The following is a 22084-nucleotide window of genomic DNA, read 5'->3' as shown; positions in this document are numbered from 1 at the left end:
AATTATATTTCTTCGTTAAGTTTAAGTAAAAAGCTTTTTAAACGTTCTAATGAATCAATGATTTTTTGATTTTCTTTTACTTCTCCGCTGTTGCTTTTCATATGCTCTTTAGCTCCTTTTAACGTGAAGCCCTTGTCATCAACTAAGTGAAAAATTATTTTCAGGTTTTCAATATCTTCAGGAGTAAAAAGCCTATTACCTTTTTTATTTTTCTTGGGTTTAAGCACTTCAAATTCCTTTTCGTAAAACCTAATTTGCGAAGCATTTACGCCAAACATTTCGGTCACTTCGCCCATTGTATAATACATTTTATTAATTTCTCTCTCTTTATACGGCATTTTTGTGCTGATTATTAAATGATTATAAGTTTTACTTAAAGTATTCAAATGTAAACCGATTTTAGCAGAAAACCACAAGAAAATTATAATTTTGTTGCGCATAAAATATTACCACTAAGACACAAAGAACACTAAGGGGTTTTCGTTAAAAAATAAGTTTACAAAACTTATTACTTAGAACCTAAAACCTAAAACCTATTCAAAATGACAGCAAAAGAAATAAGACAAACCTTTTTAGAATTCTTCAAAAGCAAAGGACATCAAATTGTTGCTTCGGCGCCAATTGTTGTTAAAAACGATCCTACTTTGATGTTTACCAATGCCGGAATGAATCAGTTTAAAGATTTGTTTTTGGGTGAAGCTACGATTAAATATCCAAGAGTGGTAGATACACAGCGTTGTTTGCGTGTATCTGGAAAGCATAACGATTTGGAAGAGGTAGGAATTGATACTTACCACCATACCATGTTCGAAATGCTTGGCAATTGGAGTTTTGGGGACTATTTTAAGAAAGAAGCCATTGCTTGGAGCTGGGAGTTGTTAACAGAGGTTTATCAAATTCCGAAAGATCAATTATACGTTTCGGTATTTGAAGGCGATGAAAAGGAAGGTTTGCCTAAAGATCAAGAAGCTTACGACATTTGGAAGCAATTTGTACCGGAAGAACGCATTGTTTTGGGTAATAAAAAAGATAATTTCTGGGAAATGGGCGATACTGGCCCTTGTGGTCCTTGTTCTGAAATCCATGTGGATTGCCGCAGTGCCAAAGAACGTGCAGATGGTAAAGGTAAATCGTTAGTAAATGCCGATCATCCGCAGGTGATTGAAATTTGGAATAACGTATTCATGCAATTTAACCGCTTAAAAGACGGTTCATTAAAACCACTTCCTGCTAAACATGTTGACACAGGAATGGGATTTGAGCGTTTGGTACGTGTTTTACAAACCAAAGCTTCCAATTACGATACAGATGTTTTCCAGCCTTTAATCCAATTTATTTCTGAAAAATCGGGTATTGCATACGGAAAAGAAGAGCAAACGGATATCGCTATGCGTGTAATGGCAGATCATATTCGAGCAATATCATTTGTAATTGCCGATGGCCAGTTGCCTTCAAATAACAAGGCAGGTTATGTAATTCGTCGTATTTTAAGAAGGGCAGTGAGGTATGCTTATACTTTCCTTAACTTAAAAGAACCGTTTTTAAACCAGCTGGTTCCGGTTTTGGCTGAGCAGTTTAATGGAGTTTTCGATGAACTTTATCATCAAAAGGATTTTGTTCAAAAGGTCGTATTAGAAGAGGAAGTCTCATTTTTAAGAACTTTGGCTACTGGTATTCAACGTTTTGAGAAATACGACGGCGGTAAGGTGATTGACGGCAACTTTGCTTTTGAATTGTATGATACTTTTGGTTTTCCTATAGATTTAACCGATTTGATGGCCCGTGAAAAAGGTTTTTCAGTTGATATGGAAGGCTTTAAAAAAGCGTTGGAAGAACAAAAAAATCGTTCACGTGCTGCTACAGCTATTGATACCGGCGATTGGGTATTGGTAAATGAAGACAGAGAAAGTGAATTTGTAGGTTACGATTTAACGGAGTGCGAAACAGAGATTATAAAGTACCGTAAAGTAACAGCCAAAGGCAAAGAGCAATATCAAATCGTTTTATCGCAAACGCCTTTTTATGCTGAAAGTGGTGGTCAGGTAGGTGATACCGGCAGACTAGAAGATCACAGTCGCCAGTTTTGGGTTGAAATTACCGACACCAAAAAGGAGAATGGACTGATTGTACACTTTGCCGATACTTTACCTGCGGACTTGGAGGGTAAGTTTTGGGCAGTAATTGATGAAGATAAACGCAAAGAAACAGAAAATAATCACTCTGCCACTCACTTGTTGCATGCTGCATTAAAGCAGGTTTTAGGTCAACATGTTAATCAAAAAGGGAGTTTGGTTAATGCGGACAATTTGAGATTCGATTTTTCGCATTTTTCTAAAGTTACAGATGAAGAGTTGAATCAAATTGAAGATATCGTTAACGAAAAAATTAGAGCAAATATCTTGTTAAAAGAGCAACGCAATGTGCCTTATCAGGAAGCAATTGATAGTGGCGTAACTGCTTTGTTTGGCGAAAAATATGGTGATTTTGTGAGGGTAATTACTTTTGACGATCATTTCTCCAAAGAGCTTTGCGGTGGAACGCATGTGAAAGCTACCGGTCAAATCGGTTTCTTTAAAATTACAGCTGAAAGTGCAGTTGCAGCAGGTGTGCGTAGGATAGAGGCTATTACTGGAGAAAAATCAGCAAGTGTAATTAGAGCAAACTTTGACTTAGTGAAGCAACTGAATCATTTGCTTAATAATCCAAAGGATTTCGTATCAGCTTTAAATAAAATTATTGAAGACAATAGCTCGCTTAAGAAAGAGATTGAAAAAAGTGTGACTGAAAAAGCGGTGGCTTTAAGAGCTGATTTAGAAAAACAAATACAAAATATTGATGATGTTAACTTTATCGCTACAACTGTTGAGCTTCCTACCGCTGATGCAGTTAAGACCTTAGCTTATGCTGTTAAAGGATCAGTACAGAACTTATTCTTAGTTTTAGGTGCTGTGATAGATGGGAAACCACAGCTAACTGTTGTGGTTGATGAAGAGTTAGTGAAGGTTAAAGGTCTAAATGCGGGCCAAATTGTAAGGGAGCTGGCTAAAGAAATTCAAGGTGGCGGAGGCGGTCAGCCTTTTTATGCTACTGCGGGCGGAAAAGATGCGGCTGGACTTGCTAATGCTATAAAAAAGGCAAAAGGTTTTTTAATTAAATAATATGTAACAATTAATAATAACAACTACCAAAATGAAAAAAAATCTCTTAACGCTATCGCTGCTATTTGTGGCTGCCTTAGCTTTTGCGCAAAGCGAAACAAAAAAAGTTGACGGAAAAAATGAAATTAAACTCAACTTGTTTGGTACAATATTGGGCATGCCCGAAATTACCTATGAACGGCTTTTGAAGGACGACGATGCTTTGGGAATAAGTGCGTTTATCGGGGTAGATGATGACCTAGAATATAAATATGGGTTTATGCCATATTATCGAATCTATTTTGGCAGTAAGAAAGCCAATGGTTTTTTCATCGAAGCAAACTCGGCATTAATTGGTACTAAAACATATAATTACGTTTATTATGGGAATTATGAGTATTACGCCCATGTTACCTCAGATTTGAATTTTGGCTTGGGTGCTGCTGCCGGTGCTAAGTTTATTACAAAAAATGGCTTTATTGGCGAAATATACGGCGGAGTTGGCAGAATTTTCAACAGGAATGCTGTTGTAGAGGCCTATCCTAGAGTAGGTATTACGATAGGAAAAAGATTTTAGAATCTTTTAAATTTCAGTATAGTTATACTTTGTTAGTTTGAGACTGTCGAATACAATACGTGAAAGCCTATATTTAACAAAGAAATTTAATGTTTTTTAAAAAGTCCCGAATTAAAAACTCGGGACTTTTTAATGATATTACATTAAATTTTAACTCAGTAAGCTTGCAGCTGCTTCATCCACAAACCATTGTAAATCTCCATCTTTAGGATTAATCAATTGTGAGGGATACTTTTCAACATCTTTGTGATCGCTTAAAACGTTTTTTAAAGCCTCTGCTTTGTTTGCACCAAAAGTAATAAAAGCGATGTGCTTCGCTTGGTTAATTAAGGGTGCGGTTAAGCTTACACGGTTGGTATTCAATTTTTCAACCCAAACACGTGCCACTGTCGCATTAGTTTGGTGAACTAAATCGGTATAAGGAAAAATGGATGCCGTGTGTGCATCATCACCCATGCCCAGTAAAATTAAATCAAAAGCTATAGGTTGATTTTGAAAATGCTCATCCAACTTCGATTTGTAATCGGCTGCTGCTTCTCCAGGAGATAAATTGGTATCTACATAAAAAACATGTCCATCTTTCAGCGATAAGTTATCGAAGAAACTTTCTTTTGCCATTAAGCCGTTGTAGTCTTTTTCAAAAGGTAAAACGGTTCTCTCATCTCCGAAAAAGAAATAAGTTTTATCCCAATCAATTTGATCTTTATAGGTAGTAGAAAGCAGTTGATATAGGCCCTTAGGTGAGCTTCCGCCAGTTAAAACGAAATCAAAACGGCCTTTTTGTGCAATAGCTTCCTTAGCAATGGCAATGGTGTATTGCGCTAGTTGCTCGTTCAGCTCACCTTGACTGTTAAATATGTTTAGTTTCATTTTGGTGTTGTTAAGTTTGAATGTTGTAAAGTTGCAACATTAAGCATGTCAACTTTACAACATTTCAATTATTTAATCTTTAATTGGCAAGGTAAACCAATGATAGCCATCTTTAGCTATCAGGGCTTCGGCTTCTTCTGGTCCCCAGCTATCAGCCGCATAATTAGGGAAACTTAAAGATTTTTTATTCTCCCAAGTATGGATAATTGGCATCACCAACTCCCAGGCTGCTTCCACTTGATCGCCACGCATAAATAAAGTTTGGTCGCCAGTCATGGCATCAAGCAATAATGTTTCGTAAGCTTCAGGGCTATCATTTTCGTAAGTGCCTTTGTAGTCAAACACCATATCTACCGGATTAAGTACCATGTCCAATCCTGGGCGTTTGGATTGCACCTGTAACCTAATGCTCATTTCTGGCTGTATACTGATAATTAAGCGATTTTGTTGCCAAGTTTCAGCTACGTTGTTAGAAAAAATATGATGCGGTACATCCTTAAATTGAATGGTGATGATAGATGAAGTTTGGTTCATCCTTTTGCCAGTCCGCAAATAAAACGGAATGCCTTGCCAACGCCAGTTATCGATGAAAAATTTAACTGCGGCAAAGGTTTCTGTATTGGAGTGCGGATCAACGCCGTGCTCCGAACGGTAGCCTGGTACTTCTTTACCTTCAACCCATCCTTTGCTGTATTGGCCTCTTACTGCATGTCCGCTAATTTCTTCCGGTTTAAACGGACGAACGGCTCGCAAAACTTCTACTTTTCTGTCCCTAATTTCATCAGCATTGAAAGAAATTGGAGCTTCCATACCTACCAAACACAATAATTGTAGCAAGTGGTTCTGAATCATGTCCCTAAGTGCACCAGCACCTTCGTAGTAACCACCTCTATCACCAACGCCAAGTTGTTCAGTTACCGATATTTGGATATGTTCGATATAGGTGCGGTTCCAAAGTGGCTCAAATAATGAGTTGGCAAAGCGAAAAGCCATCATATTTTGCACGGTTTCTTTACCCAAATAATGATCAATACGATAAATTTGCTTCTCGGTAAAGATGCCGCTAAGTAATAAATTCAGTTCCTTGGCACTTTCTAGATCATGACCAAAAGGTTTCTCGATTACGATACGGCAATTTTCTTCGTTACCCGTTAATTTATATTTATGTAAGCACTCAGCAATTAACGGGAATAAGTTAGGAGCAACTGCTAAGTAGAAAATGACCTGTGTTTTTTCGCCAAAATCACTTTCATATCGCTCAATTTCGTTCTTTAAATTTTCAAATGTTTGCTGAACCTTAACATCAATAGGGCAGTAGTGGATATTTTTACTAAACACATCCCATTTATCTTTCTTTACCTTCCCGCTCCTTGAAAATTCATTGATACTGTGGAGCATCTCTTTTTGGTATTTATCATCGGTAAAGGCTGTGCGCCCGGTACCTATGATAGCAAATTTTGAAGGCATATAACCTTCGGTATATAAATTGTACAACGCTGGCGCCAATTTTCTTTTGTTTAAATCGCCAGTGCCGCCAAATATTACAAATATGGTGGGGTTAAGTTTACTTGCTTTTTTCATTGCTTTTTTTGTTACCACGAAGAAATAAAGAATACCAAAACATCTTTGATTATCTGAATGTCAACGATAAAACTTTTGCTCCTTTTGTAGCAGATGCGAATTTTTCAAATAAATCATTGTGCATCTGCAGTTTATACATCTTTACTTGTGAATTTTAACTTAATTTATTCCATTCTGCATGAAACACGCCTTCACTGTCAATGCGTTCGAAAGTGTGTGCGCCAAAATAGTCACGCTGTGCTTGTGTTAAATTAGATGGCATTCTGCCGGTTTTTAACGTATCGAAATAAGTAATTGCCGCTGCGTAACAAGGAACAGCTATTCCTGCCGTAATTGAAGCTGTAATAACGCTACGTGTATGCTTTAAACCAGTCTGGATTTTTTGTTGAATGGCAGCATCTTGATATAAATGCTCCAAATTTGGATCTTTTTGATAAGCCTCGTACATATCTTGTAAAAACTCTGCACGAATGATACATCCACCTCTCCAAATTTTAGCAATTTCTGCCATGTTTAAATCATAGTTGTACTCTTTAGATGCTTTCCAAAGCAAGTGCATACCTTGCGCATAGGCAGATACCATTGAGAAGAAAAACGCTTCCTCTAGCTGCGCTTCAAAATCGCTAACATTTTCAATTTTACCAGCTTTCCCAAATGCACTTTCCAATTCCACCCTAAGGTCTTTTAATTTGGATAAATTTCTGGCAGCAACAGAGGCGTCAATGGTATTTAACGGCACTTCAACGTCCATCGCAATTTGAGAAGTCCATTTTCCAGTACCTTTTGATTTCGCCTGATCTTTGATTTCATCCACCAGTAAATTACCAGTCTTCTCATCTTTAAATAAAAATACATCTTTGGTAATTTCCATTAAAAATGATTTCAAACGGCCGTTATTCCATTTTTCAAACACTTGTTGAATTTGCGTATTGCTGTAACCTAAGCCATTTTTAAGGATGTCATAAGTTTCAGCCAAAAGCTGCATGATAGCATACTCGATACCGTTGTGTGTCATTTTTACGAAGTGCCCTGAAGCTCCAGGACCGATATATGCGACACAAGGTTCTCCATTTACCTTTGCAGCAACGGCTTCAAGCACATCTTTAATTACCGGATAAGCCGTTTTTTCGCCACCAGGCATTAAGCTTGGTCCAAATCTTGCACCTTCTTCGCCACCTGAAATTCCCATTCCAAAGAAACGGAAACCTTTTTCAGCCAATTCCTTCGATCTTCTAGTGGTATCTGCGTAATAGGAATTTCCGCTGTCAATAATAATATCACCTTCGTTTAAAAGCGGTGTAATTTCGTTAATTACATCATCAACAATTTTTCCAGCAGGTACCAATAATATAATGGTTTTAGGCGAAGTTAAGCTATTCACAAATTCTTCCACTTTTGCGAAACCCTTTAAGTTATGCGCTTTACCTTCTTCCTCCAGTAATTGCAACATTTTTTCACTTTTATCGTGTCCAGTTACTGAAAATCCATGGTCCGCCATGTTAAGTAGTAAGTTTCTACCCATGGTGCCTAAGCCAATCATACCAAAGTTATAGGTGCTGTTTGTAGTGCTCATTTTGTGTTATTATTCTTGGTGTTTAAATTCGAAATCTATCAGTTTTGCCCGTTTATTGGCAATTATGCCAATGGCTTGCTTTGTATTTATATCGTAGAAATTTAGCGTTTCCTTCTCTTTAAATTGTCTTTTTAGCATACAATAAATTTGAAGGCATTTCATCCAGTTGATAGCCGCTGGCTCATCTTTCCAAAGTTGGGGTTGCAAAAAAATGGAATTACCTTCAATGGAGATGAGCTTTTTCTCGAGCAATGATTTTACGTTGGCTAAAATTTTAGCGGTTTGCTGCGCTTGGTTTGCAGTCACCGTAGTTTTTTTATTGGCGTAAAACATGTGGCTAATTTACTAACATTTACCATATATTCCAGCTAAGAATTGCCTTTATTTGGCAGTATTTGCAGGAAATTTGATGCAATTTTAACAATCAATTGAGCGATAGGTTTTGCGAATCACTTTCTGCATGCCTTGGCTCAAAGTATTTTCAATTTCTTTTTCTAATGATGATTTTCCGAAGCTGCAAAATTCCATTGGTGAGATGTTGTTTAGTACTGAAAAACGGAAGACTCAAAACAGATAATAGCGATATGCCCGCTGAAGCACCTAATGCACCTCCGTAGCCGTTAAAAAAGCTGCTAGTGTTTAGGTAGATGATAGCAAATACAAATCCCGAAATCGCAAGTTTAAAGTAACTGTCTACTATTTTTTTGGACGCCATTCCGATGAATGAGCCGCCTATAAAAACCACAGGGATATTTTTTGTAAGCGTGGCTGATAATATATCTGGAACATAATGAAATAGTAACGCAACCAGCAATGCTAACAAAGCAGATGACCTTACAGCGCCTTGTTTAAGGCTATGGTTAACGTAGAAAGTTAGCATGGCTGCTAAAATTGCGGTAAATATGTAGACCAATGCGTTTATCATTTAAAAAGCAGGAAAAATATAAACGAAGTGATTGTAACGGCGGTGAAAGCGATGGTGCCCAGCTTGCCGCCAAGTCCGTTAAATAAACTTTTGGAAACTAACAGTAGCACGCCCGCAAAAAAGGAAGCCGCTAACACGAAATAAATGGATGATGCGATGTTTAAGCTTGTCATCCCGATGAAAGCACCACAATAAAAAGTGGCGGGCAACTGCTTTAAATACGCGGATTTTGGATTTATAGATGGTATAAATGAAGCTACTGTACCAACCAAGCCAGCGGCCATTACTGGGCCAAGCTTTAAATAATGATTCAGGTAATAGCAAATTAAAGCACCTGCAGGTATCCAAATCACGATGAGGATATGCTCATGTAAATTGGTTCTGTGATGTATGGGTGCCTTGAAATAGGATACAAGAATCAGTACGCTTAGTAAAATGATGACGACGGGAGTGTAGCTGTTTTGTAGTTTTTCAAAGAAAATGGCAGCTAAAAACAACAACTGTACAAAAAATGTAAGTGCGATAGTTACTAACCTAATTTTCTTCTTTGCCATTAATAAAGTTACCCTTGCTTCGTGATACCTTAAAGGAAACAGAAAGGCACAAAAAAAGCCCATTAACTAAATAAGGGCTTGCTTTGTTTTTATTTCCGCGGAAAGTGAGGGATTCGAACCCCCGGTCCTGTGACAGACAACGGTTTTCAAGACCGCCGCATTCGACCACTCTGCCAACTTTCCGGGGACAAAAGTACAAACTCTGAGCGATTCTGCAAACTTTGATTAAAAAAATGTTAACCAAACATTCAATTTTAGACGCTGTTTGAACTTACTCCTTTGTAAATTAGCAACTTGTATCGATAAATAATTTTTAAATTTCTACGATTTTAGAAGGCGTTACCGCATAAATGGCGTCATTTTCCCGAGCTTGTACCACTTGTAAGCCCGTAAAAGTGCTGAACGCTGGAAGAATAGCGTACTCATTTCCGAAGTAGAAACAGGGAAGTTTAATGCTTTGCTTGGCTTTGTTGTACATCCGTACACCCGGATGAATGTGACCGCCTATGGAATAGAGGGGTGATTCACACTTGAAAGCATCATGAATGAAACAGAAATCATTGGTTTGGTAGGTGGGGTCTTTCACCGTCACTCTGGAAGCAGCGTAAATATTATCATGTTGTTTATCGTGATTTCCCTTCACCAATATAAATTCAATGCTGCTAAATTGCTGCCTCCAAGCTATAAACTCATCAATTTCCGAATTATGATCGCTATGGAACATATCGCCGTTAATCAGCAGTATTTCAGGTTGGTATTGGTGCAGCAATGCCGATAATCGCTCTAAATCATTTTTTGAAACTGCGTTAGGGATTGCCAAACCGGATTTACGAAAATGTGCCGCTTTTCCTAAATGTAAATCACTGATAGCCAGTAATTTTTCTTTTGGCAAATACAGTGCTCGTTCCTTATCTAAAATTAATTCTTCTCCTCTAAACGATATTTTCACGCCGTAAATTTACGCAGTAAAAAGCTAATATTTGTAGTATTTCTGCTGAAATTAGCAGCATCTATAGTAAACTTTCACTTTTTGCTCCGTAGCCGACCAAGCAATGTAATAGCTCTTATCTTTACTGAATCGATATTCAAAGCCGTTTAAATTGGATTTTTTTAGTTCGTTATAAAAAGTTACGTCAGGTACGTTTTTGTCTGGAGTTTCATTTTCCGTAACAGCAGGCTCTAAAAAATGCTTTTCGTCAAAAAAGTAGCTGATTTCCTCCTTCAAGAAATTGACTTTATCTTCGTCGTCTTTCATTTCGGCGCTAGCCAAATAACTTTTGAGCAGTTCATTGGCGCTAACTTCTTGTTTGTAAATTTCACTTCCGTTAAAAGAGTGGATGGTAAACACCAACTTCATTTCGCTAAGCTGTTTTCCAGTAATGGCTACTTTAAATGTATCTAGTTTTGCAGTGTCAGAAAAAGCATAAGTAGCAGTCTTTACCAAATCTGCAGGGTTAACTTCCGTTGATTTTGGAGATTTACAGGCGTAAGCGAGGCCTACAATTGCAACTAAAAGGATAATTTTTTTCTTCACTAGAGCAGTTTTTTTTGAAATCCAATATAGCTATTATTTAGAAATTTTCTTCAAATCTTCTGGAGTGTCAATAGCAATAGTTTCTAGTTGCGTTACTTTGGTTTTGATAGTAAAGCCGTTTTCCAACCAGCGCAACTGCTCCAAGCTTTCTGCCATTTCTAAAGATGAAGGTTGTAGTTTAGTAATGGCCAACAGCACATCTCTACGATAGCCATAAATGCCAATGTGTTTGTAAAACTGATGCTTGTTGATCCAATCCTGTTTTTCGGCGCTGCGAATGAAAGGAATAGTCTGCCTGCTGAAATACAGCGCTTCTTGTCGACAGTTGATGGTTACTTTAGGGATATTGACATTAAAGAGTTCTTCCTCGGTGCTGATTTCTTTAATCAATGTAGCTAATTGCGTTTCCTTATCGGCAAAGCAAGTGCTTAAAAGTTCAATTTGTTCCGGACTGATGTATGGCTCATCACCTTGAATGTTAATAATGATATCATAATCAGGTAATTGAGCAGCTACTTCCGCACAACGGTCGGTTCCGCTTTGGTGAGCAGGGGAGGTCATCACATACTTACCACCAAAGTTGGTTACTTCTTCGGCAATGCGCTCATCATCAGTTGCTACAACTACTTCTGCTAGTCCTTTGGTTTTAATTGATTGTTCATAAACCCTTTGGATCATGGTTTTTCCATAAATATCAACCAAAGGTTTTCCTGGAAAACGGGTAGAGGCATAACGAGCCGGAATAATACCTATAATTTTCATGATGATGAGATAAGTTGAAAAATAATCAGCAGCGCAACCAATGCTAAAAAAATATAACCAGCGGGATGGGCAAAGTTAAAAGTCCAACCCATTACTGGGATTCGTTTAGGCACAATCAACCGATGATCTTCTTTATTGTAATAGAAGATGCCCCATTTCCAGTTGTCTGGATTCCCGTGCTGGAAGTCCTTATTCATTTAAAATAATCCGTTGATTTCCACTTCTATAGATTGGATCACCGCTCCTAAATCTTCTGGATTGTTGGTGAAATCAAGCTTATCCTTATCTAAAATCAACAACTTACCTAGCTTGTAGTTTTTTATCCAAGCTTCATATTTTTCATTCAATTTAGATAGATAATCGATTCTGATACTTGCTTCATACTCTCGGCCACGGCGCTGGATATTATTTACCAAAGTTGGTACCGATGCCCTTAAATAAACCAACAAATCTGGTGGCTTAATAAAAGAAGTAATGTTATCAAATATTGCTCGGTAGTTATCGTGATCGCGACTAGTCATGAGGCCCATTTCGTGCAAATTATCCGCAAAAATGTGCGCATCTTCATAAATGGTACGATCTTGAATAACATTACGTTTCTTATTTTCAATATCTACTATTTGCTGAAAACGACTGTTCAAGAAATAAATTTGTAGGTTAAAGCTCCAGCGTTTCATGTCGCTATAAAAATCCTCTAAATAGGGATTGTTATCCACAGCTTCGTAAAGTGCTTCCCATCCGTAATTTTTGGCTAATAAGCCAGTTAATGTTGTTTTTCCAGCACCGATGTTGCCTACAATTGCTATATGCATATTTTAGTATTGAGTATAAAGTATTGCGTATTGCGATTGGCGTCCTATGTCGTTACGCAAACCGCAATACACAATACTACGAAATTAAAAACTTTTAAAACCAATTAGTTCACGTACTTCTTTAATGGTACGTTGAGCGCTTTCTCTGGCTTTTTCAGCACCTAAACGCACCACTTTTTGTAAATAAGCATTGTCATTTGCAATGTCGTTGATACGTTGTCTCATTGGTTCTGTGGCGATTACCATATCCTCTGCTAATTGTTTTTTGAAATCACCGTAACGGATCGCCATCTTGTTGTATAAATCATCAAAATGTGTCAAGGTATCTTCTGTTGAAACAATTTTCATCAAATCAAACAAATTCTGAATTGCTTCAGGTTTTTGCTGATTTTCCTCAGTTGGTCCGCCATCGGTAACCGCCCTAGATACTTTCTTGCGAATAGCTTCAGGCGTATCTGAAAGATAAATGCAGTTAGCATCACCTTCTGATTTTCCCATTTTTCCTTTCCCATCTAAACCTGGTACTTTTACCAGCTTATCTGTGTAGCTAAAAGCGTAAGGTTCAGGGAAATACTCTTGGTTATATAAACGATTAAATCGGTTTCCGAAAGTACGTGCCATTTCCAAATGCTGCTCCTGGTCTTTTCCAACAGGAACTTTTGTGGCTTTATGGATGAGGATATCAGCCGCCATTAAAACCGGGTAAGTCAATAAACCTGCGTTCACGTTATCTGGGCTTGACCTTACCTTATCTTTAAATGATGTAGCCCTTTCCAGTTCTCCCAAGTAAGCGTTCATGTTTAAGTAAAGATACAATTCGATGATCTCAGGAACATCTGATTGTACATAAATTGTACTTTTTTCAGGGTCTAAACCACAAGCAAGGTAATCTACAACTACATTTTTAATGTTTCCGTGTAGGTTTTCTGGGGTAGGATGTGTTGTTAACGAATGCCAATCAGCAATGAAAAAATAGCAGTTGTATTCATCCTGCATTTTAATGAAATTTTTTACAGCACCATAATAGTTGCCCAAATGTAATTTTCCAGTGGATCTAATCCCGCTAACAACTGTTTCTTTCATAGTGGCCGAAATTAATGAAAAAACTGACAAGTGAGAAGAATGTTGATACTTGTAATGGTAAATTATAAGCTTTTGACAATTGCAGTTCAACAAGGCCCATTTAGTTACCAAATGTATTTAAGTTTGCTAGTATAACTTTAAAAGAACGATTTTTAAAAAAACGTAGAGCTATTAAGCCAAAATTGTATTTTTGGTATTGATGATTAAATTGCTCCGCAAGCTGCATTGGGCATGGTGCCTGTTCTGCCTATTTTTATTTTTCGTTTTGTTTTGGCCGTTTTATTATTGGTTTACAAGACATCCGCGTTATTATGAAGTACTCAATAAGTTTAGGACAATACACTCTTTTACGTCAGCGGCGCTCTCGGGCATCTTTTTAAAATTTGATTTTACAGAGAAACTTGATCCTAAACAAACCTATATTTTTTGTGCAAACCATACCTCCAATCTTGATATTATCATCTTTTGTATTTTAGCCAGGGGCAGGTATCATTTTATGGGGAAAGAAGAGCTGATGAAAAACCCTTTACTTGGGATTTTCTTTAAAACAATTGATATTGCAGTTTCCAGAGAAAGTAAAATATCTTCATTTAGGGCATTTAAAAAAGCCGCAGACAATTTAGAAAGTGGAATGAGCTTGATTATCTTCCCCGAGGGTAAAATAGATGATGCTTATCCTCCAATTTTGCAAGACTTTAAGAGCGGACCATTCCGCTTGGCCATTGAAAAAAATATTCCAATTGTTCCGGTAAGTATCACTAACGCTTGGAAAGTGATGTGGGATGATGGGATGAAGTACGGTACCAGACCAGGGATTATTAATGTTAAGGTGCATCAACCAATTTTAACCAGTATCTTAGCGCCAGAAAATGATGAAGTTTTAAAGAACGAAGTTTTCAATAGAATTAAAAGCAAATTGTAGATTAGGTTTTGCCTACGATGTTTTGAGCAGTAGGTTAGACTTATAATTTAGTATCGCAATAAAATGATAATTGATAAAAATACGGTTTATAAAGTGGCTGATTTAGCGAGGATTGAAATTAAGGAGAATGAGGTGGATGATTTGACGCAGGAGATGAACAAGATTTTGACTTTCATGGAAAAGCTTAATGAATTAGATACCGATGGCGTAGCGCCGCTAGTTTACATGAACGAAGAAGCCAATGTGTGGCGTGAAGACATTGCAGTTAACGAAATTAGCGTAGCCGATGGTTTAAAGAACGCGGCTGTACATAACGAAAGTTTCTTTATGGTGCCTAAGATTATCGAAAAATAGTTTCCAGTTGTAAGGTATTAGGTATCAGTTGTAAGGTATCAGTTAACGGCTTACATATTTAAAAAATTCGTATTTAATGAATCAAATCTTACCTCGAAAATCTAAAATCGTAAATCAATTGTAACATTGTGTTACGGGCACTCGTCTAAAAAACAAAAAAACAATGCAGAAAGAACTCATCACCATTAAAGATATTGGCCGAAAGTATGTAATTGGCACTGAGGTTATACACGCATTAAAATCTGTAAGTTTAACCATTAATGAAGGCGAGTTCGTAGCATTGATGGGGCCTTCTGGGTCTGGAAAATCTACCTTAATGAATATTTTAGGCTGTTTGGATACTCCAACCAAAGGTGATTATATCCTTAACGGTATCAATGTGAGCCATATGAGCGATAATCAGCTGGCTGAAGTGCGTAACAAGGAGATAGGTTTTGTTTTTCAGACATTCAATTTATTGCCCAGGTCTACATCATTAGACAATGTTGCTTTGCCTTTAATTTATGCTGGAGCTAGTAAAAAAGAGCGTGACGCTCGTGCTCATAAGGCGTTGGAAAGTGTAGGATTAGGAAATAGGGTAACACACAAACCAAATGAACTTTCGGGTGGTCAGCGTCAAAGGGTAGCTGTTGCCAGGGCTTTAATTAACAACCCTTCCATTATATTAGCCGATGAACCCACCGGTAACTTAGATACCAAAACGTCTATTGAAATTATGGGCTTGCTGGAAGAAATTCACAGTAAGGGTAACACCATTATTTTGGTAACACACGAGGAAGATATTGCACAGCATGCCCACAGAATTGTGCGGATGCGTGATGGTTTGGTAGAAAAAGACTACGTTAATGAAGATGTAAAGTCAGTTTCGCCACGTTTAAAAGCCATACGAGAAAGCGGTAACGATTTTGAGAGTATTGTTTAGTTATTGAGTGCACATTTTAAGTTTTACGTAGTAGAATTTTCTAATTTTACAGCTTAAACGCAAAACTTAATATTTAAACTTATAACTTTCCCAGCATGAAAATTTATACCAAAACGGGTGATAAAGGTCAAACCTCATTGATAGGAGGTACCCGAGTACCCAAACATCATATTCGCATAGAAAGTTACGGTACCGTTGATGAGCTGAATTCTTACATTGGCTTAATTGCTTCGCAAGATATCAGCGCTGATGTTAAGCTGCTGTTAAAAGAAATTCAAGATAGATTGTTTACGGTAGGTGCCTCTTTGGCCGCAGATCCAGAAAAATCTAAAATGAAAATTCCAGACTTGTTGGAAAGTGACATTACCTTGCTGGAAAAGGAAATGGATGCCATGAATGAAAGTTTGCCTGAATTGAAGCATTTTGTTTTACCAGGAGGAAGTACCACGGTATCTTATTGCCATATTGCTAGGTGTGTGTGTAGAAGAGCAGAAAGATTAACTGTAGCGTTAGCAGAAAGCAGTTTTGTTGATAATAAGGTTACGGTTTATTTAAACAGATTGAGTGATTATTTGTTCACTTTAGGCCGTAAATTAGGGCATGATGCGGGTGTTGTGGAAAACATTTGGCTGCCTAGACAAAATAGTTGAAAAAAATATTTGTAATGCTCAATTTTTTTCACATGTTTTGCGGAAATAGTAATTGACGAATTAATAATAATTAAGATATGTATTGGACCTTAGAATTAGCATCGCATTTGGAAGACGCTCCATGGCCTGCAACTAAAGATGAATTAATTGACTACGCCATTCGTTCAGGAGCACCAGTAGAAGTAATTGAAAACCTACAAGCTTTGGAAGATGATGGTGAGCCTTATGAAACCATTGAGGAAATTTGGCCAGATTATCCAACGAAAGACGATTTCTTCTTTAACGAAGATGAATATTAAAACAAAATCCCGATAACTATCGGGATTTTGTTTTTTGTAACTTTTGATTAGCTGTTAGCGTTTAAAAGCAGCCTTAAATCATCAAGTGTATTAATTTCGTCTGCCTTTTTATCTTTTCGCCAACGGGCTATGCGTGGAAAGCGCAAAGCTAAACCAGCTTTGTGTCTTTTACTTTCGGCAATGCCCTCAAAAGCAATTTCAAATACCAATTCGGGTTTAACGGTACGAACCGGACCAAATTTTTCAATTGCATTTTTATTGACGAAACTGTTTACTTCCTTAATTTCTTTGTCTGTTAAGCCCGAGTAAGCTTTGGCGATGGTAATCAGCTTGTCGCCATCTCTTACAGCAAAAGTGTAGTCAGTATAAAAATTAGCTCGTCTGCCGCTGCCTTTTTGAGCGTAAATCATCACTGTGTCAACGGTGTATGGGTTAATTTTCCACTTCCACCAGTCGCCACGTTTTCTCCCAGCATGAAATATCGAATCCTGATGTTTCAACATAATCCCTTCGCTATTGATCTCTCTCGCCGTTTCTCTGATTGTTGCCAATTCGTTCCAGCTGTTAAATTTAATGGTTGGAGATAGCAACACAATTTGTTTAGTGCTTAGTGAAGTAATGAGTTTTTCTAACAAAGCACGTCGGTTAGATAAAGGTTCATTTCTGATGTCAATAGTTTGGTGCTCAAGTATATCGTAACTGTAAAATCCAATAGGCGCACCATCCAGCTGACTTTTATTAATGGTTTTTCTATTAAGCCGTTGTTGTAGCGTACTGAATGGAAGTACCATGCCATTTTTTACGGCCAATATTTCACCGTCTAACACCGTTCCATCTGGCAATTCATCTTTTAAAAAATGCAGCTCAGGAAATTGTTCTGTTACTAACTCTTCACCGCGGCTCCAAATAAATAACTCGCCATTGCGTTTCACGATTTGTCCTCTAATGCCATCCCATTTCCACTCAGCTTGCCATAAATTTGTATCACCTAACTGTTCTGGCTCATTATCTAAAGCGTAAGCTAAACAAAAGGGGTAAGGCCAAGAGTTATCTGTGTTTACATGGCTTCCGGAGGTAAGTTCTTCATAGCTAATTTGATTGGGCTGCCATTTGCCCATAATGCTATGCATAATTTTGTTAGTGTCATTTCCGCTTTGCTTGGCAATAGCATTTACCAACATTTTATTGGAAACACCAATTCTAAAATTTCCGGAAATTAGTTTGTTAAAGATAAAACGCTCCTGTGTAGCCAAACTATTCCAAGCTGTTAGGATATAGGCTTTTTTCTGTTCATCGGTTTGGCTTTGCAAATTTGCCAGTTCGCTTATCCATTGATGTAATGGTTTTTCAACGGCATGTGCTGCAGGTGGTAGTACCAATGCAATGGTTTCACTTAAATCGCCAACACTATGATAACTTTCTGTAAATAGCCACTCAGGAATATTGCTTAGCTCAATTGCCCACTGCTTAATTAAAGTGGTAGTAATTGGTCGTTTAGGACGCTTGCCAGTAAACAGGGCAATAACGTAGGGTTTATCTAACGGATTAGCCTCGTTAAAGTAATTCACCAAAGCTTCCATTTTGTCGGTAGTTTTGTTGCTTAATTCTAATTCCTGTATGAGCTGTGCAAAACGTTTCATGAGGCTTCAATTGTTTTTATTTGTTCTTCTTCTACTTTATCCTCGGCCTCTTCTTCATCTCCGTACTGCGTTTTCACTTCTTCGGCGCTAATGCCAATTTCATTTAAGTACCTACTAAAAACGGCTGTACTGCCATGTGTTACCATTACTTTTTCGGCTTCGGTTGCTTTAATAGCACTAAGTAAACCATCCCAATCAGCATGGTCGCTTAATGCAAAGCCCGCATCAGCACTTCGCCATCTTCTTCCTGCCCGTACAGCCATCCAACCACTACAAACACCTGTGGCCGGGTTAACTAGGTTTTTAACCCAGCGACTATCTGCCAAAGCTGGCGGTACAATTACAATTCCTTTTTGCAGCTCATCTTTTTTGATGTCGGCGGTAATTTTAATGGTTTCTGGTAGTTTTACACCGCTTTCCGCAAAAGCATCATTTAGGTTTTGTATAGTTTGATGGACGAAAATTGGATAGCTCGTCTTAAGATTTGTAATTAAACGTTGTGCCTTTCCTAAGCTATATGCCACTAATACACTGGTTTTGTTTTTGGAATGGTTACTTGCAATCCACTGTTCCATTTGATTAAAGATGATTTGCTGTGCATCCCACTTATAAATCGGTAATCCAAATGTGCTTTCTGATACAAAAGTATGGCACTTAACTGGTTCAAATGCAGTGCTAATCCCATCATTTTCTGTTTTGTAGTCTCCAGAAACTACTACTATTTCGCCTTTGTATTCCAATCTAATTTGCGCAGAACCTATTACATGTCCTGCCGGATGCAAACTAATTTTTACGCCATTAATCGTGATTTCCTCTCCGTAACCTAAAGTTTGTATTTCATTTTCAATGCCGTATCGGGTGGTTAATATAGGTTTGGTAAGATGATGGCACAGATAGTATTTATTTCCCCAACGAGCATGATCGGCATGTCCATGCGTAATAATTGCCTTGTCTACAGGTCGCCAAGGGTCGATATAAAAATCGCCCTGTTTACAAAAAATACCCTTATTAGTGAATTGGATTAATGCCATGGCTTATAAACATACACACTAAGTTATAGTTTTCGTACCTTAAAGATATTACTCTTTTCTAAGTATAATTGGTTATCGGCAAAACATCCGATATTTTGTTTTATCGGTTAATTAGCCGATATTTTGTTTTATCGGCTTTTTTGCCGATATTGCTTGTATGATTGCAGTTATAACAGGTGATATCATTAACTCAAGGGAATTGCCTTTACTATGGATGGCTACTTTGAAAGAGGCTTTATCGGCTTTGCCAAAAAAAAATACGAAGTGGGAAATTTTTAGGGGCGATAGTTTTCAGATAGCCCTACCGCCTACGGAAGCTTTTTTAACGGTATTATATGTAAAAGCCTGCATGAGGGCATTGAAAGGTGCTGACGTAAGGATGAGTATTGGAATCGGAAGTGTTTTAGACGACCGTGTAGCTAAGGTAACGGAAGCAAATGGAGAAGCTTATATCAATTCGGGAGAAGGATTTGATGCCTTAAAAAGCAGTAAAGTTAACCTAACGGTAAAAACTCCATCAGCGCAATTTGATGAAGATATGAACTTGTATTTCAAATTAGCACTAATTGCAATGGATAGTTGGAGCCCCATTGCAGCGCAGGTGGTGAAGCAAACCATTGAGAATTTCAATGAAAAACAAGATAAAATAGCAAAGATTTCGGGGAGAAGTCAATCCTCCATTAGTGAAGCGCTTAAAAGAGCGCATTTTTCGGAAATGATGGAGTTGGAGAATAAATTCAGGACACTTTTAGCGGCAACTTTTTGATATGGAATTGGCTTTAATTAAACTTTTATCCGCCCATGTACTTGGTGATTTTTTTCTTCAACCTGATCAATGGGTAGCCGAAAAGGAAGAAAAAAAACTTAAATCGGGAAAACTGTACTTGCATGTTGCTATACATATTGTGCTGATTTTCTTGCTGTTTTTTAATTTTAGCGTGTTTCCGCAGGCACTTATTATTGGCATAAGTCATCTGATTATTGACGCCTGTAAATTGCAATTTCAAAAGCCAAACAATAAGCGATTATGGTTTTTTGCAGATCAGCTGATGCATTTGTTGGTAATACTTGCTGTTTGGTTAGCATTTACTACTCAAATTAGTGTTGATATCAGTTTCTTCCAAAATGAAAAACTTTGGCTTTATGTACTGGGAGCATTGTTTTTAACCTCACCAACTGCGGTAATTATTAGAGTAGCGATAGCACGTTTTATACCCGATAAAAATACCATTTCATTGCATAAAGCAGGCAAATTCATTGGGATTTTGGAACGTTTGCTCATTTATATCTTTATTATTACCCAACACTTTGAGGCGGTAGGTTTCTTATTAGCAGCAAAATCAATTTTTAGGTTTGGCGACTTAAAGGAGGGCAATGAACTGAAATTTACCGAGTATGTACTGATAGGTACACTTTTGAGTTTCGGAATAGCCATTGTGGTATCACTTGGCATTGCGCAAATTAATTTATAGATCATCAACATTGTAATTTGAAATATATGCAATCGTTCGAGCTTGATAAAACAGACCTTTCAAAACTTAGGAAAGCTATAGAAGGCGATGATGCGTTATTGGCATCAACTTTAGCCGAATACCATGCGTCTGAAATTGCCATTTTATTCGATAATCTTAATTCAGAAGATAGGCAGCGTATCATCAATTTATTAGAAGTTGAAAAAGCCTCTGAAGTGATTGCGGAAATGAGCGAAGAAGCGCATCCGGAGGAACTTTTGATCCAATTACATCCAGAGAAACGTACAGAGATTGTTGAAGAACTTGACTATGATGACGCTACGGATATCATTTCGCAGTTGGATGAAGATGAGCAGCAGGAAATATTAGAGGATTTAAGTGCCGATGATGCGCAAAGCATTAGAAATTTATTGAGCTACCACGAGGAAACTGCAGGTGGTTTGATGAATACTCAAATGATTACGGTAAACTTTAATTTCACTAAAAAAGATGCTATTGACGAAATTATTAGACAAAGCGAAGAAATAGAGGAGTTTTACACCGTTTTCGTAGTTGATAATTCGGGTGTATTTAAAGGTATTGTATCGTTAAAGGATATCATTAAAGCCAAAGGAAATGTGAAAATTACTGAAATGGTGAAACCAGATGCCGTTTATGTAAAAACAGATACCGACCAGGAAGAAGTGGCTAAATTGCTTTCGCAATATAATTTAACAAGTATACCAGTAGTAAATGACGATTTGGTTTTGTTGGGTAGGGTAACTTTTGATGATGTTATCGACGTATTGGAAGATGAGAATACGGAAGATATCCTTAAAATTTCCGGTGTATCAGAAGATGAGGAATTAGCCGGTAATTGGGTTGATGCGGTAAAATCTCGTTTGCCTTGGCTAATTATTAACTTAGGAACGGCTTTTTTGGCTTCGGCGGTAGTGCGTTATTACGAAGACACGTTAGCACATTTGGCGATTCTATCGGCCTACATGACCATTATTGCGGGAATGGGAGGGAATGCCGCTACGCAGGCTTTAGCGGTAACGGTTAGGCGTATTTCATTATTCGATTTAACGGATAGACAGGCTTATCGTACTGTTTTAAAAGAGTTTACTGTAGGGATGATTAATGGAGCAGTAACTGGTTTGATTGTATTGATATTTGCCTATTTTTTTGATGCCAATTTGATGCTGGGCTTAGTGATTTTTATGGCAATGACAGGAAACTTGATCATTGCAGGAATTACAGGCGCAGGTATTCCGCTATTGCTGAAACGTATAGGAATTGATCCTGCAATTGCGTCATCTATTATCATTACCACTTTCACTGATGTTTTTGGTTTCTTGCTGTTATTAGGGCTAGCAAGTAAGCTGCTGTTGTAATAAATAGCGA

General features: G+C 37.6%; 25 protein-coding genes and 1 tRNA gene. 10 read left to right on the top strand and 16 right to left on the bottom strand.

The annotated features are described in order from the left end of the window. Positions 1-2 precede the first annotated feature (2 nt). Positions 3-338: a MerR family transcriptional regulator gene (locus DUT68_RS02245; protein ID WP_113635481.1), complete on the bottom strand. Its 336-nt coding sequence runs from the start codon at positions 336-338 to the stop codon at positions 3-5. Positions 339-542: 204 nt separating this feature from the next. On the opposite strand from DUT68_RS02245, the gene alaS reads away from it, so the two are divergent. Then, a complete protein-coding gene (gene alaS, locus DUT68_RS02240; protein ID WP_113635320.1) occupies positions 543-3158 on the top strand; it encodes an alanine--tRNA ligase in 2616 nt (871 codons plus the stop codon). Between the two features lie 31 nt (positions 3159-3189). Further along, positions 3190-3714: a hypothetical protein gene (locus DUT68_RS02235; protein ID WP_113635318.1), complete on the top strand. Its 525-nt coding sequence runs from the start codon at positions 3190-3192 to the stop codon at positions 3712-3714. Positions 3715-3864: 150 nt separating this feature from the next. Here the strand turns inward: DUT68_RS02235 and pgl are convergent, their stop codons facing one another. The 13 genes from pgl to trpS all read right to left on the bottom strand — a co-directional run bounded on the left by pgl (position 3865) and on the right by trpS (position 13408). Then, on the bottom strand, positions 3865-4584 hold the full coding sequence (gene pgl / locus DUT68_RS02230; protein WP_113635316.1) for a 6-phosphogluconolactonase: 720 nt from the start codon (positions 4582-4584) through the stop codon (positions 3865-3867). 72 nt (positions 4585-4656) lie between these two features. Beyond that, positions 4657-6165, bottom strand: coding sequence for a glucose-6-phosphate dehydrogenase (gene zwf / locus DUT68_RS02225; protein ID WP_113635479.1), 1509 nt, complete (start codon positions 6163-6165; stop codon positions 4657-4659). Between the two features lie 154 nt (positions 6166-6319). Further along, positions 6320-7738, bottom strand: a complete 1419-nt coding sequence (gene gndA / locus DUT68_RS02220; protein WP_113635315.1) for an NADP-dependent phosphogluconate dehydrogenase — start codon at positions 7736-7738, stop codon at positions 6320-6322. A 9-nt stretch (positions 7739-7747) separates the two neighbouring features. Then, positions 7748-8071, bottom strand: a complete 324-nt coding sequence (locus DUT68_RS02215; protein WP_113635313.1) for a hypothetical protein — start codon at positions 8069-8071, stop codon at positions 7748-7750. Positions 8072-8219: 148 nt separating this feature from the next. Beyond that, the gene (locus tag DUT68_RS02210) at positions 8220-8663 is read right to left on the bottom strand and encodes a hypothetical protein (protein WP_113635312.1); all 444 of its coding nucleotides are present in this window, start codon (positions 8661-8663) and stop codon (positions 8220-8222) included. Then, positions 8660-9217: a hypothetical protein gene (locus DUT68_RS02205; RefSeq protein WP_113635477.1), complete on the bottom strand. Its 558-nt coding sequence runs from the start codon at positions 9215-9217 to the stop codon at positions 8660-8662. The genes DUT68_RS02210 and DUT68_RS02205 overlap by 4 nt, the downstream gene beginning before the upstream one ends. Before the next feature lie 98 nt (positions 9218-9315). Next, a tRNA-Ser gene (locus DUT68_RS02200) sits at positions 9316-9400 on the bottom strand. A gap of 130 nt (positions 9401-9530) precedes the next feature. Continuing rightward, a complete protein-coding gene (gene pdeM, locus DUT68_RS02195; protein ID WP_113635310.1) occupies positions 9531-10166 on the bottom strand; it encodes a ligase-associated DNA damage response endonuclease PdeM in 636 nt (211 codons plus the stop codon). Positions 10167-10217: 51 nt separating this feature from the next. Next, positions 10218-10751, bottom strand: a complete 534-nt coding sequence (locus tag DUT68_RS02190; RefSeq protein WP_113635308.1) for a hypothetical protein — start codon at positions 10749-10751, stop codon at positions 10218-10220. A gap of 33 nt (positions 10752-10784) precedes the next feature. Beyond that, complete coding sequence (gene kdsB / locus DUT68_RS02185) at positions 10785-11513, bottom strand: 3-deoxy-manno-octulosonate cytidylyltransferase (protein WP_113635306.1); 729 nt, start codon at positions 11511-11513, stop codon at positions 10785-10787. Beyond that, complete coding sequence (locus DUT68_RS02180; RefSeq protein ID WP_113635305.1) at positions 11510-11710, bottom strand: DUF5808 domain-containing protein; 201 nt, start codon at positions 11708-11710, stop codon at positions 11510-11512. The genes kdsB and DUT68_RS02180 overlap by 4 nt, the downstream gene beginning before the upstream one ends. Further along, complete coding sequence (locus DUT68_RS02175) at positions 11711-12325, bottom strand: deoxynucleoside kinase (RefSeq protein ID WP_113635303.1); 615 nt, start codon at positions 12323-12325, stop codon at positions 11711-11713. Positions 12326-12409: 84 nt separating this feature from the next. After that, entirely contained in the window at positions 12410-13408 is a 999-nt protein-coding gene (gene trpS / locus DUT68_RS02170; RefSeq protein WP_113635301.1) for a tryptophan--tRNA ligase, read from the bottom strand. A gap of 199 nt (positions 13409-13607) precedes the next feature. Between trpS and DUT68_RS02165 the strand changes: the two genes are divergently transcribed. The 5 genes from DUT68_RS02165 to DUT68_RS02145 all read left to right on the top strand — a co-directional run bounded on the left by DUT68_RS02165 (position 13608) and on the right by DUT68_RS02145 (position 16555). Further along, positions 13608-14330 (top strand): lysophospholipid acyltransferase family protein, encoded by a 723-nt coding sequence (locus tag DUT68_RS02165; RefSeq protein ID WP_113635300.1) that lies wholly within the window; start codon positions 13608-13610, stop codon positions 14328-14330. Positions 14331-14393: 63 nt separating this feature from the next. Beyond that, positions 14394-14684: an Asp-tRNA(Asn)/Glu-tRNA(Gln) amidotransferase subunit GatC gene (gene gatC / locus DUT68_RS02160; protein ID WP_113635298.1), complete on the top strand. Its 291-nt coding sequence runs from the start codon at positions 14394-14396 to the stop codon at positions 14682-14684. A gap of 163 nt (positions 14685-14847) precedes the next feature. Further along, entirely contained in the window at positions 14848-15606 is a 759-nt protein-coding gene (locus DUT68_RS02155) for an ABC transporter ATP-binding protein (RefSeq protein ID WP_113635296.1), read from the top strand. Between the two features lie 95 nt (positions 15607-15701). Further along, entirely contained in the window at positions 15702-16256 is a 555-nt protein-coding gene (locus DUT68_RS02150) for a cob(I)yrinic acid a,c-diamide adenosyltransferase (protein ID WP_113635293.1), read from the top strand. Between the two features lie 77 nt (positions 16257-16333). Next, entirely contained in the window at positions 16334-16555 is a 222-nt protein-coding gene (locus DUT68_RS02145) for a DUF2795 domain-containing protein (protein ID WP_097129232.1), read from the top strand. Positions 16556-16602: 47 nt separating this feature from the next. Here DUT68_RS02145 and DUT68_RS02140 read toward each other — a convergent pair whose 3' ends face one another. Together DUT68_RS02140 and DUT68_RS02135 are read right to left on the bottom strand one after the other, a co-directional pair. Further along, on the bottom strand, positions 16603-18195 hold the full coding sequence (locus DUT68_RS02140) for an ATP-dependent DNA ligase (RefSeq protein WP_113635291.1): 1593 nt from the start codon (positions 18193-18195) through the stop codon (positions 16603-16605). Then, entirely contained in the window at positions 18192-19226 is a 1035-nt protein-coding gene (locus tag DUT68_RS02135; protein WP_113635289.1) for a ligase-associated DNA damage response exonuclease, read from the bottom strand. The genes DUT68_RS02140 and DUT68_RS02135 overlap by 4 nt, the downstream gene beginning before the upstream one ends. Positions 19227-19383: 157 nt before the next feature. Here DUT68_RS02135 and DUT68_RS02130 point away from each other — a divergent pair, with 157 nt between their 5' ends. From DUT68_RS02130 to mgtE, 3 genes are read left to right on the top strand one after another with little or no spacing between them, the layout of a single operon-like run. Further along, positions 19384-19992 (top strand): transcriptional regulator, encoded by a 609-nt coding sequence (locus DUT68_RS02130; protein ID WP_113635287.1) that lies wholly within the window; start codon positions 19384-19386, stop codon positions 19990-19992. A gap of 1 nt (position 19993) precedes the next feature. After that, positions 19994-20698 (top strand): DUF3307 domain-containing protein, encoded by a 705-nt coding sequence (locus tag DUT68_RS02125; protein ID WP_113635285.1) that lies wholly within the window; start codon positions 19994-19996, stop codon positions 20696-20698. A 26-nt stretch (positions 20699-20724) separates the two neighbouring features. Next, positions 20725-22074 (top strand): magnesium transporter, encoded by a 1350-nt coding sequence (mgtE, locus tag DUT68_RS02120; RefSeq protein ID WP_113635283.1) that lies wholly within the window; start codon positions 20725-20727, stop codon positions 22072-22074. Positions 22075-22084 lie beyond the last annotated feature (10 nt).

The sequence above is a fragment of the Pedobacter zeaxanthinifaciens genome, from assembly GCF_003313335.1.
GTDB classification, from domain to species: domain Bacteria; phylum Bacteroidota; class Bacteroidia; order Sphingobacteriales; family Sphingobacteriaceae; genus Pedobacter; species Pedobacter zeaxanthinifaciens.
Note: the sequence above shows the minus strand (reverse complement) of the source record. Positions and strands in the feature narration are given on the sequence as shown.

Excerpts from the sequence above, each read along its gene's own strand:
- zwf (WP_113635479.1), bottom strand. The coding sequence starts at position 6,165 with ATGAAAAAAGCAAGTAAACTTAACCCCACCATATTTGTAATATTTGGC.
- DUT68_RS02180 (WP_113635305.1), bottom strand. The coding sequence starts at position 11,710 with ATGAATAAGGACTTCCAGCACGGGAATCCAGACAACTGGAAATGGGGC.
- DUT68_RS02205 (WP_113635477.1), bottom strand. The coding sequence starts at position 9,217 with ATGGCAAAGAAGAAAATTAGGTTAGTAACTATCGCACTTACATTTTTT.
- DUT68_RS02235 (WP_113635318.1), top strand. The coding sequence starts at position 3,190 with ATGAAAAAAAATCTCTTAACGCTATCGCTGCTATTTGTGGCTGCCTTA.
- DUT68_RS02175 (WP_113635303.1), bottom strand. The coding sequence starts at position 12,325 with ATGCATATAGCAATTGTAGGCAACATCGGTGCTGGAAAAACAACATTA.
- alaS (WP_113635320.1), top strand. The coding sequence starts at position 543 with ATGACAGCAAAAGAAATAAGACAAACCTTTTTAGAATTCTTCAAAAGC.
- DUT68_RS02210 (WP_113635312.1), bottom strand. The coding sequence starts at position 8,663 with ATGATAAACGCATTGGTCTACATATTTACCGCAATTTTAGCAGCCATG.
- DUT68_RS02215 (WP_113635313.1), bottom strand. The coding sequence starts at position 8,071 with ATGTTTTACGCCAATAAAAAAACTACGGTGACTGCAAACCAAGCGCAG.
- pgl (WP_113635316.1), bottom strand. The coding sequence starts at position 4,584 with ATGAAACTAAACATATTTAACAGTCAAGGTGAGCTGAACGAGCAACTA.
- trpS (WP_113635301.1), bottom strand. The coding sequence starts at position 13,408 with ATGAAAGAAACAGTTGTTAGCGGGATTAGATCCACTGGAAAATTACAT.
- gatC (WP_113635298.1), top strand. The coding sequence starts at position 14,394 with ATGATAATTGATAAAAATACGGTTTATAAAGTGGCTGATTTAGCGAGG.
- DUT68_RS02155 (WP_113635296.1), top strand. The coding sequence starts at position 14,848 with ATGCAGAAAGAACTCATCACCATTAAAGATATTGGCCGAAAGTATGTA.
- DUT68_RS02165 (WP_113635300.1), top strand. The coding sequence starts at position 13,608 with ATGATTAAATTGCTCCGCAAGCTGCATTGGGCATGGTGCCTGTTCTGC.
- DUT68_RS02150 (WP_113635293.1), top strand. The coding sequence starts at position 15,702 with ATGAAAATTTATACCAAAACGGGTGATAAAGGTCAAACCTCATTGATA.
- kdsB (WP_113635306.1), bottom strand. The coding sequence starts at position 11,513 with ATGAAAATTATAGGTATTATTCCGGCTCGTTATGCCTCTACCCGTTTT.
- DUT68_RS02145 (WP_097129232.1), top strand. The coding sequence starts at position 16,334 with ATGTATTGGACCTTAGAATTAGCATCGCATTTGGAAGACGCTCCATGG.
- DUT68_RS02130 (WP_113635287.1), top strand. The coding sequence starts at position 19,384 with ATGATTGCAGTTATAACAGGTGATATCATTAACTCAAGGGAATTGCCT.
- DUT68_RS02140 (WP_113635291.1), bottom strand. The coding sequence starts at position 18,195 with ATGAAACGTTTTGCACAGCTCATACAGGAATTAGAATTAAGCAACAAA.
- DUT68_RS02245 (WP_113635481.1), bottom strand. The coding sequence starts at position 338 with ATGCCGTATAAAGAGAGAGAAATTAATAAAATGTATTATACAATGGGC.
- gndA (WP_113635315.1), bottom strand. The coding sequence starts at position 7,738 with ATGAGCACTACAAACAGCACCTATAACTTTGGTATGATTGGCTTAGGC.
- DUT68_RS02125 (WP_113635285.1), top strand. The coding sequence starts at position 19,994 with ATGGAATTGGCTTTAATTAAACTTTTATCCGCCCATGTACTTGGTGAT.
- mgtE (WP_113635283.1), top strand. The coding sequence starts at position 20,725 with ATGCAATCGTTCGAGCTTGATAAAACAGACCTTTCAAAACTTAGGAAA.
- DUT68_RS02135 (WP_113635289.1), bottom strand. The coding sequence starts at position 19,226 with ATGGCATTAATCCAATTCACTAATAAGGGTATTTTTTGTAAACAGGGC.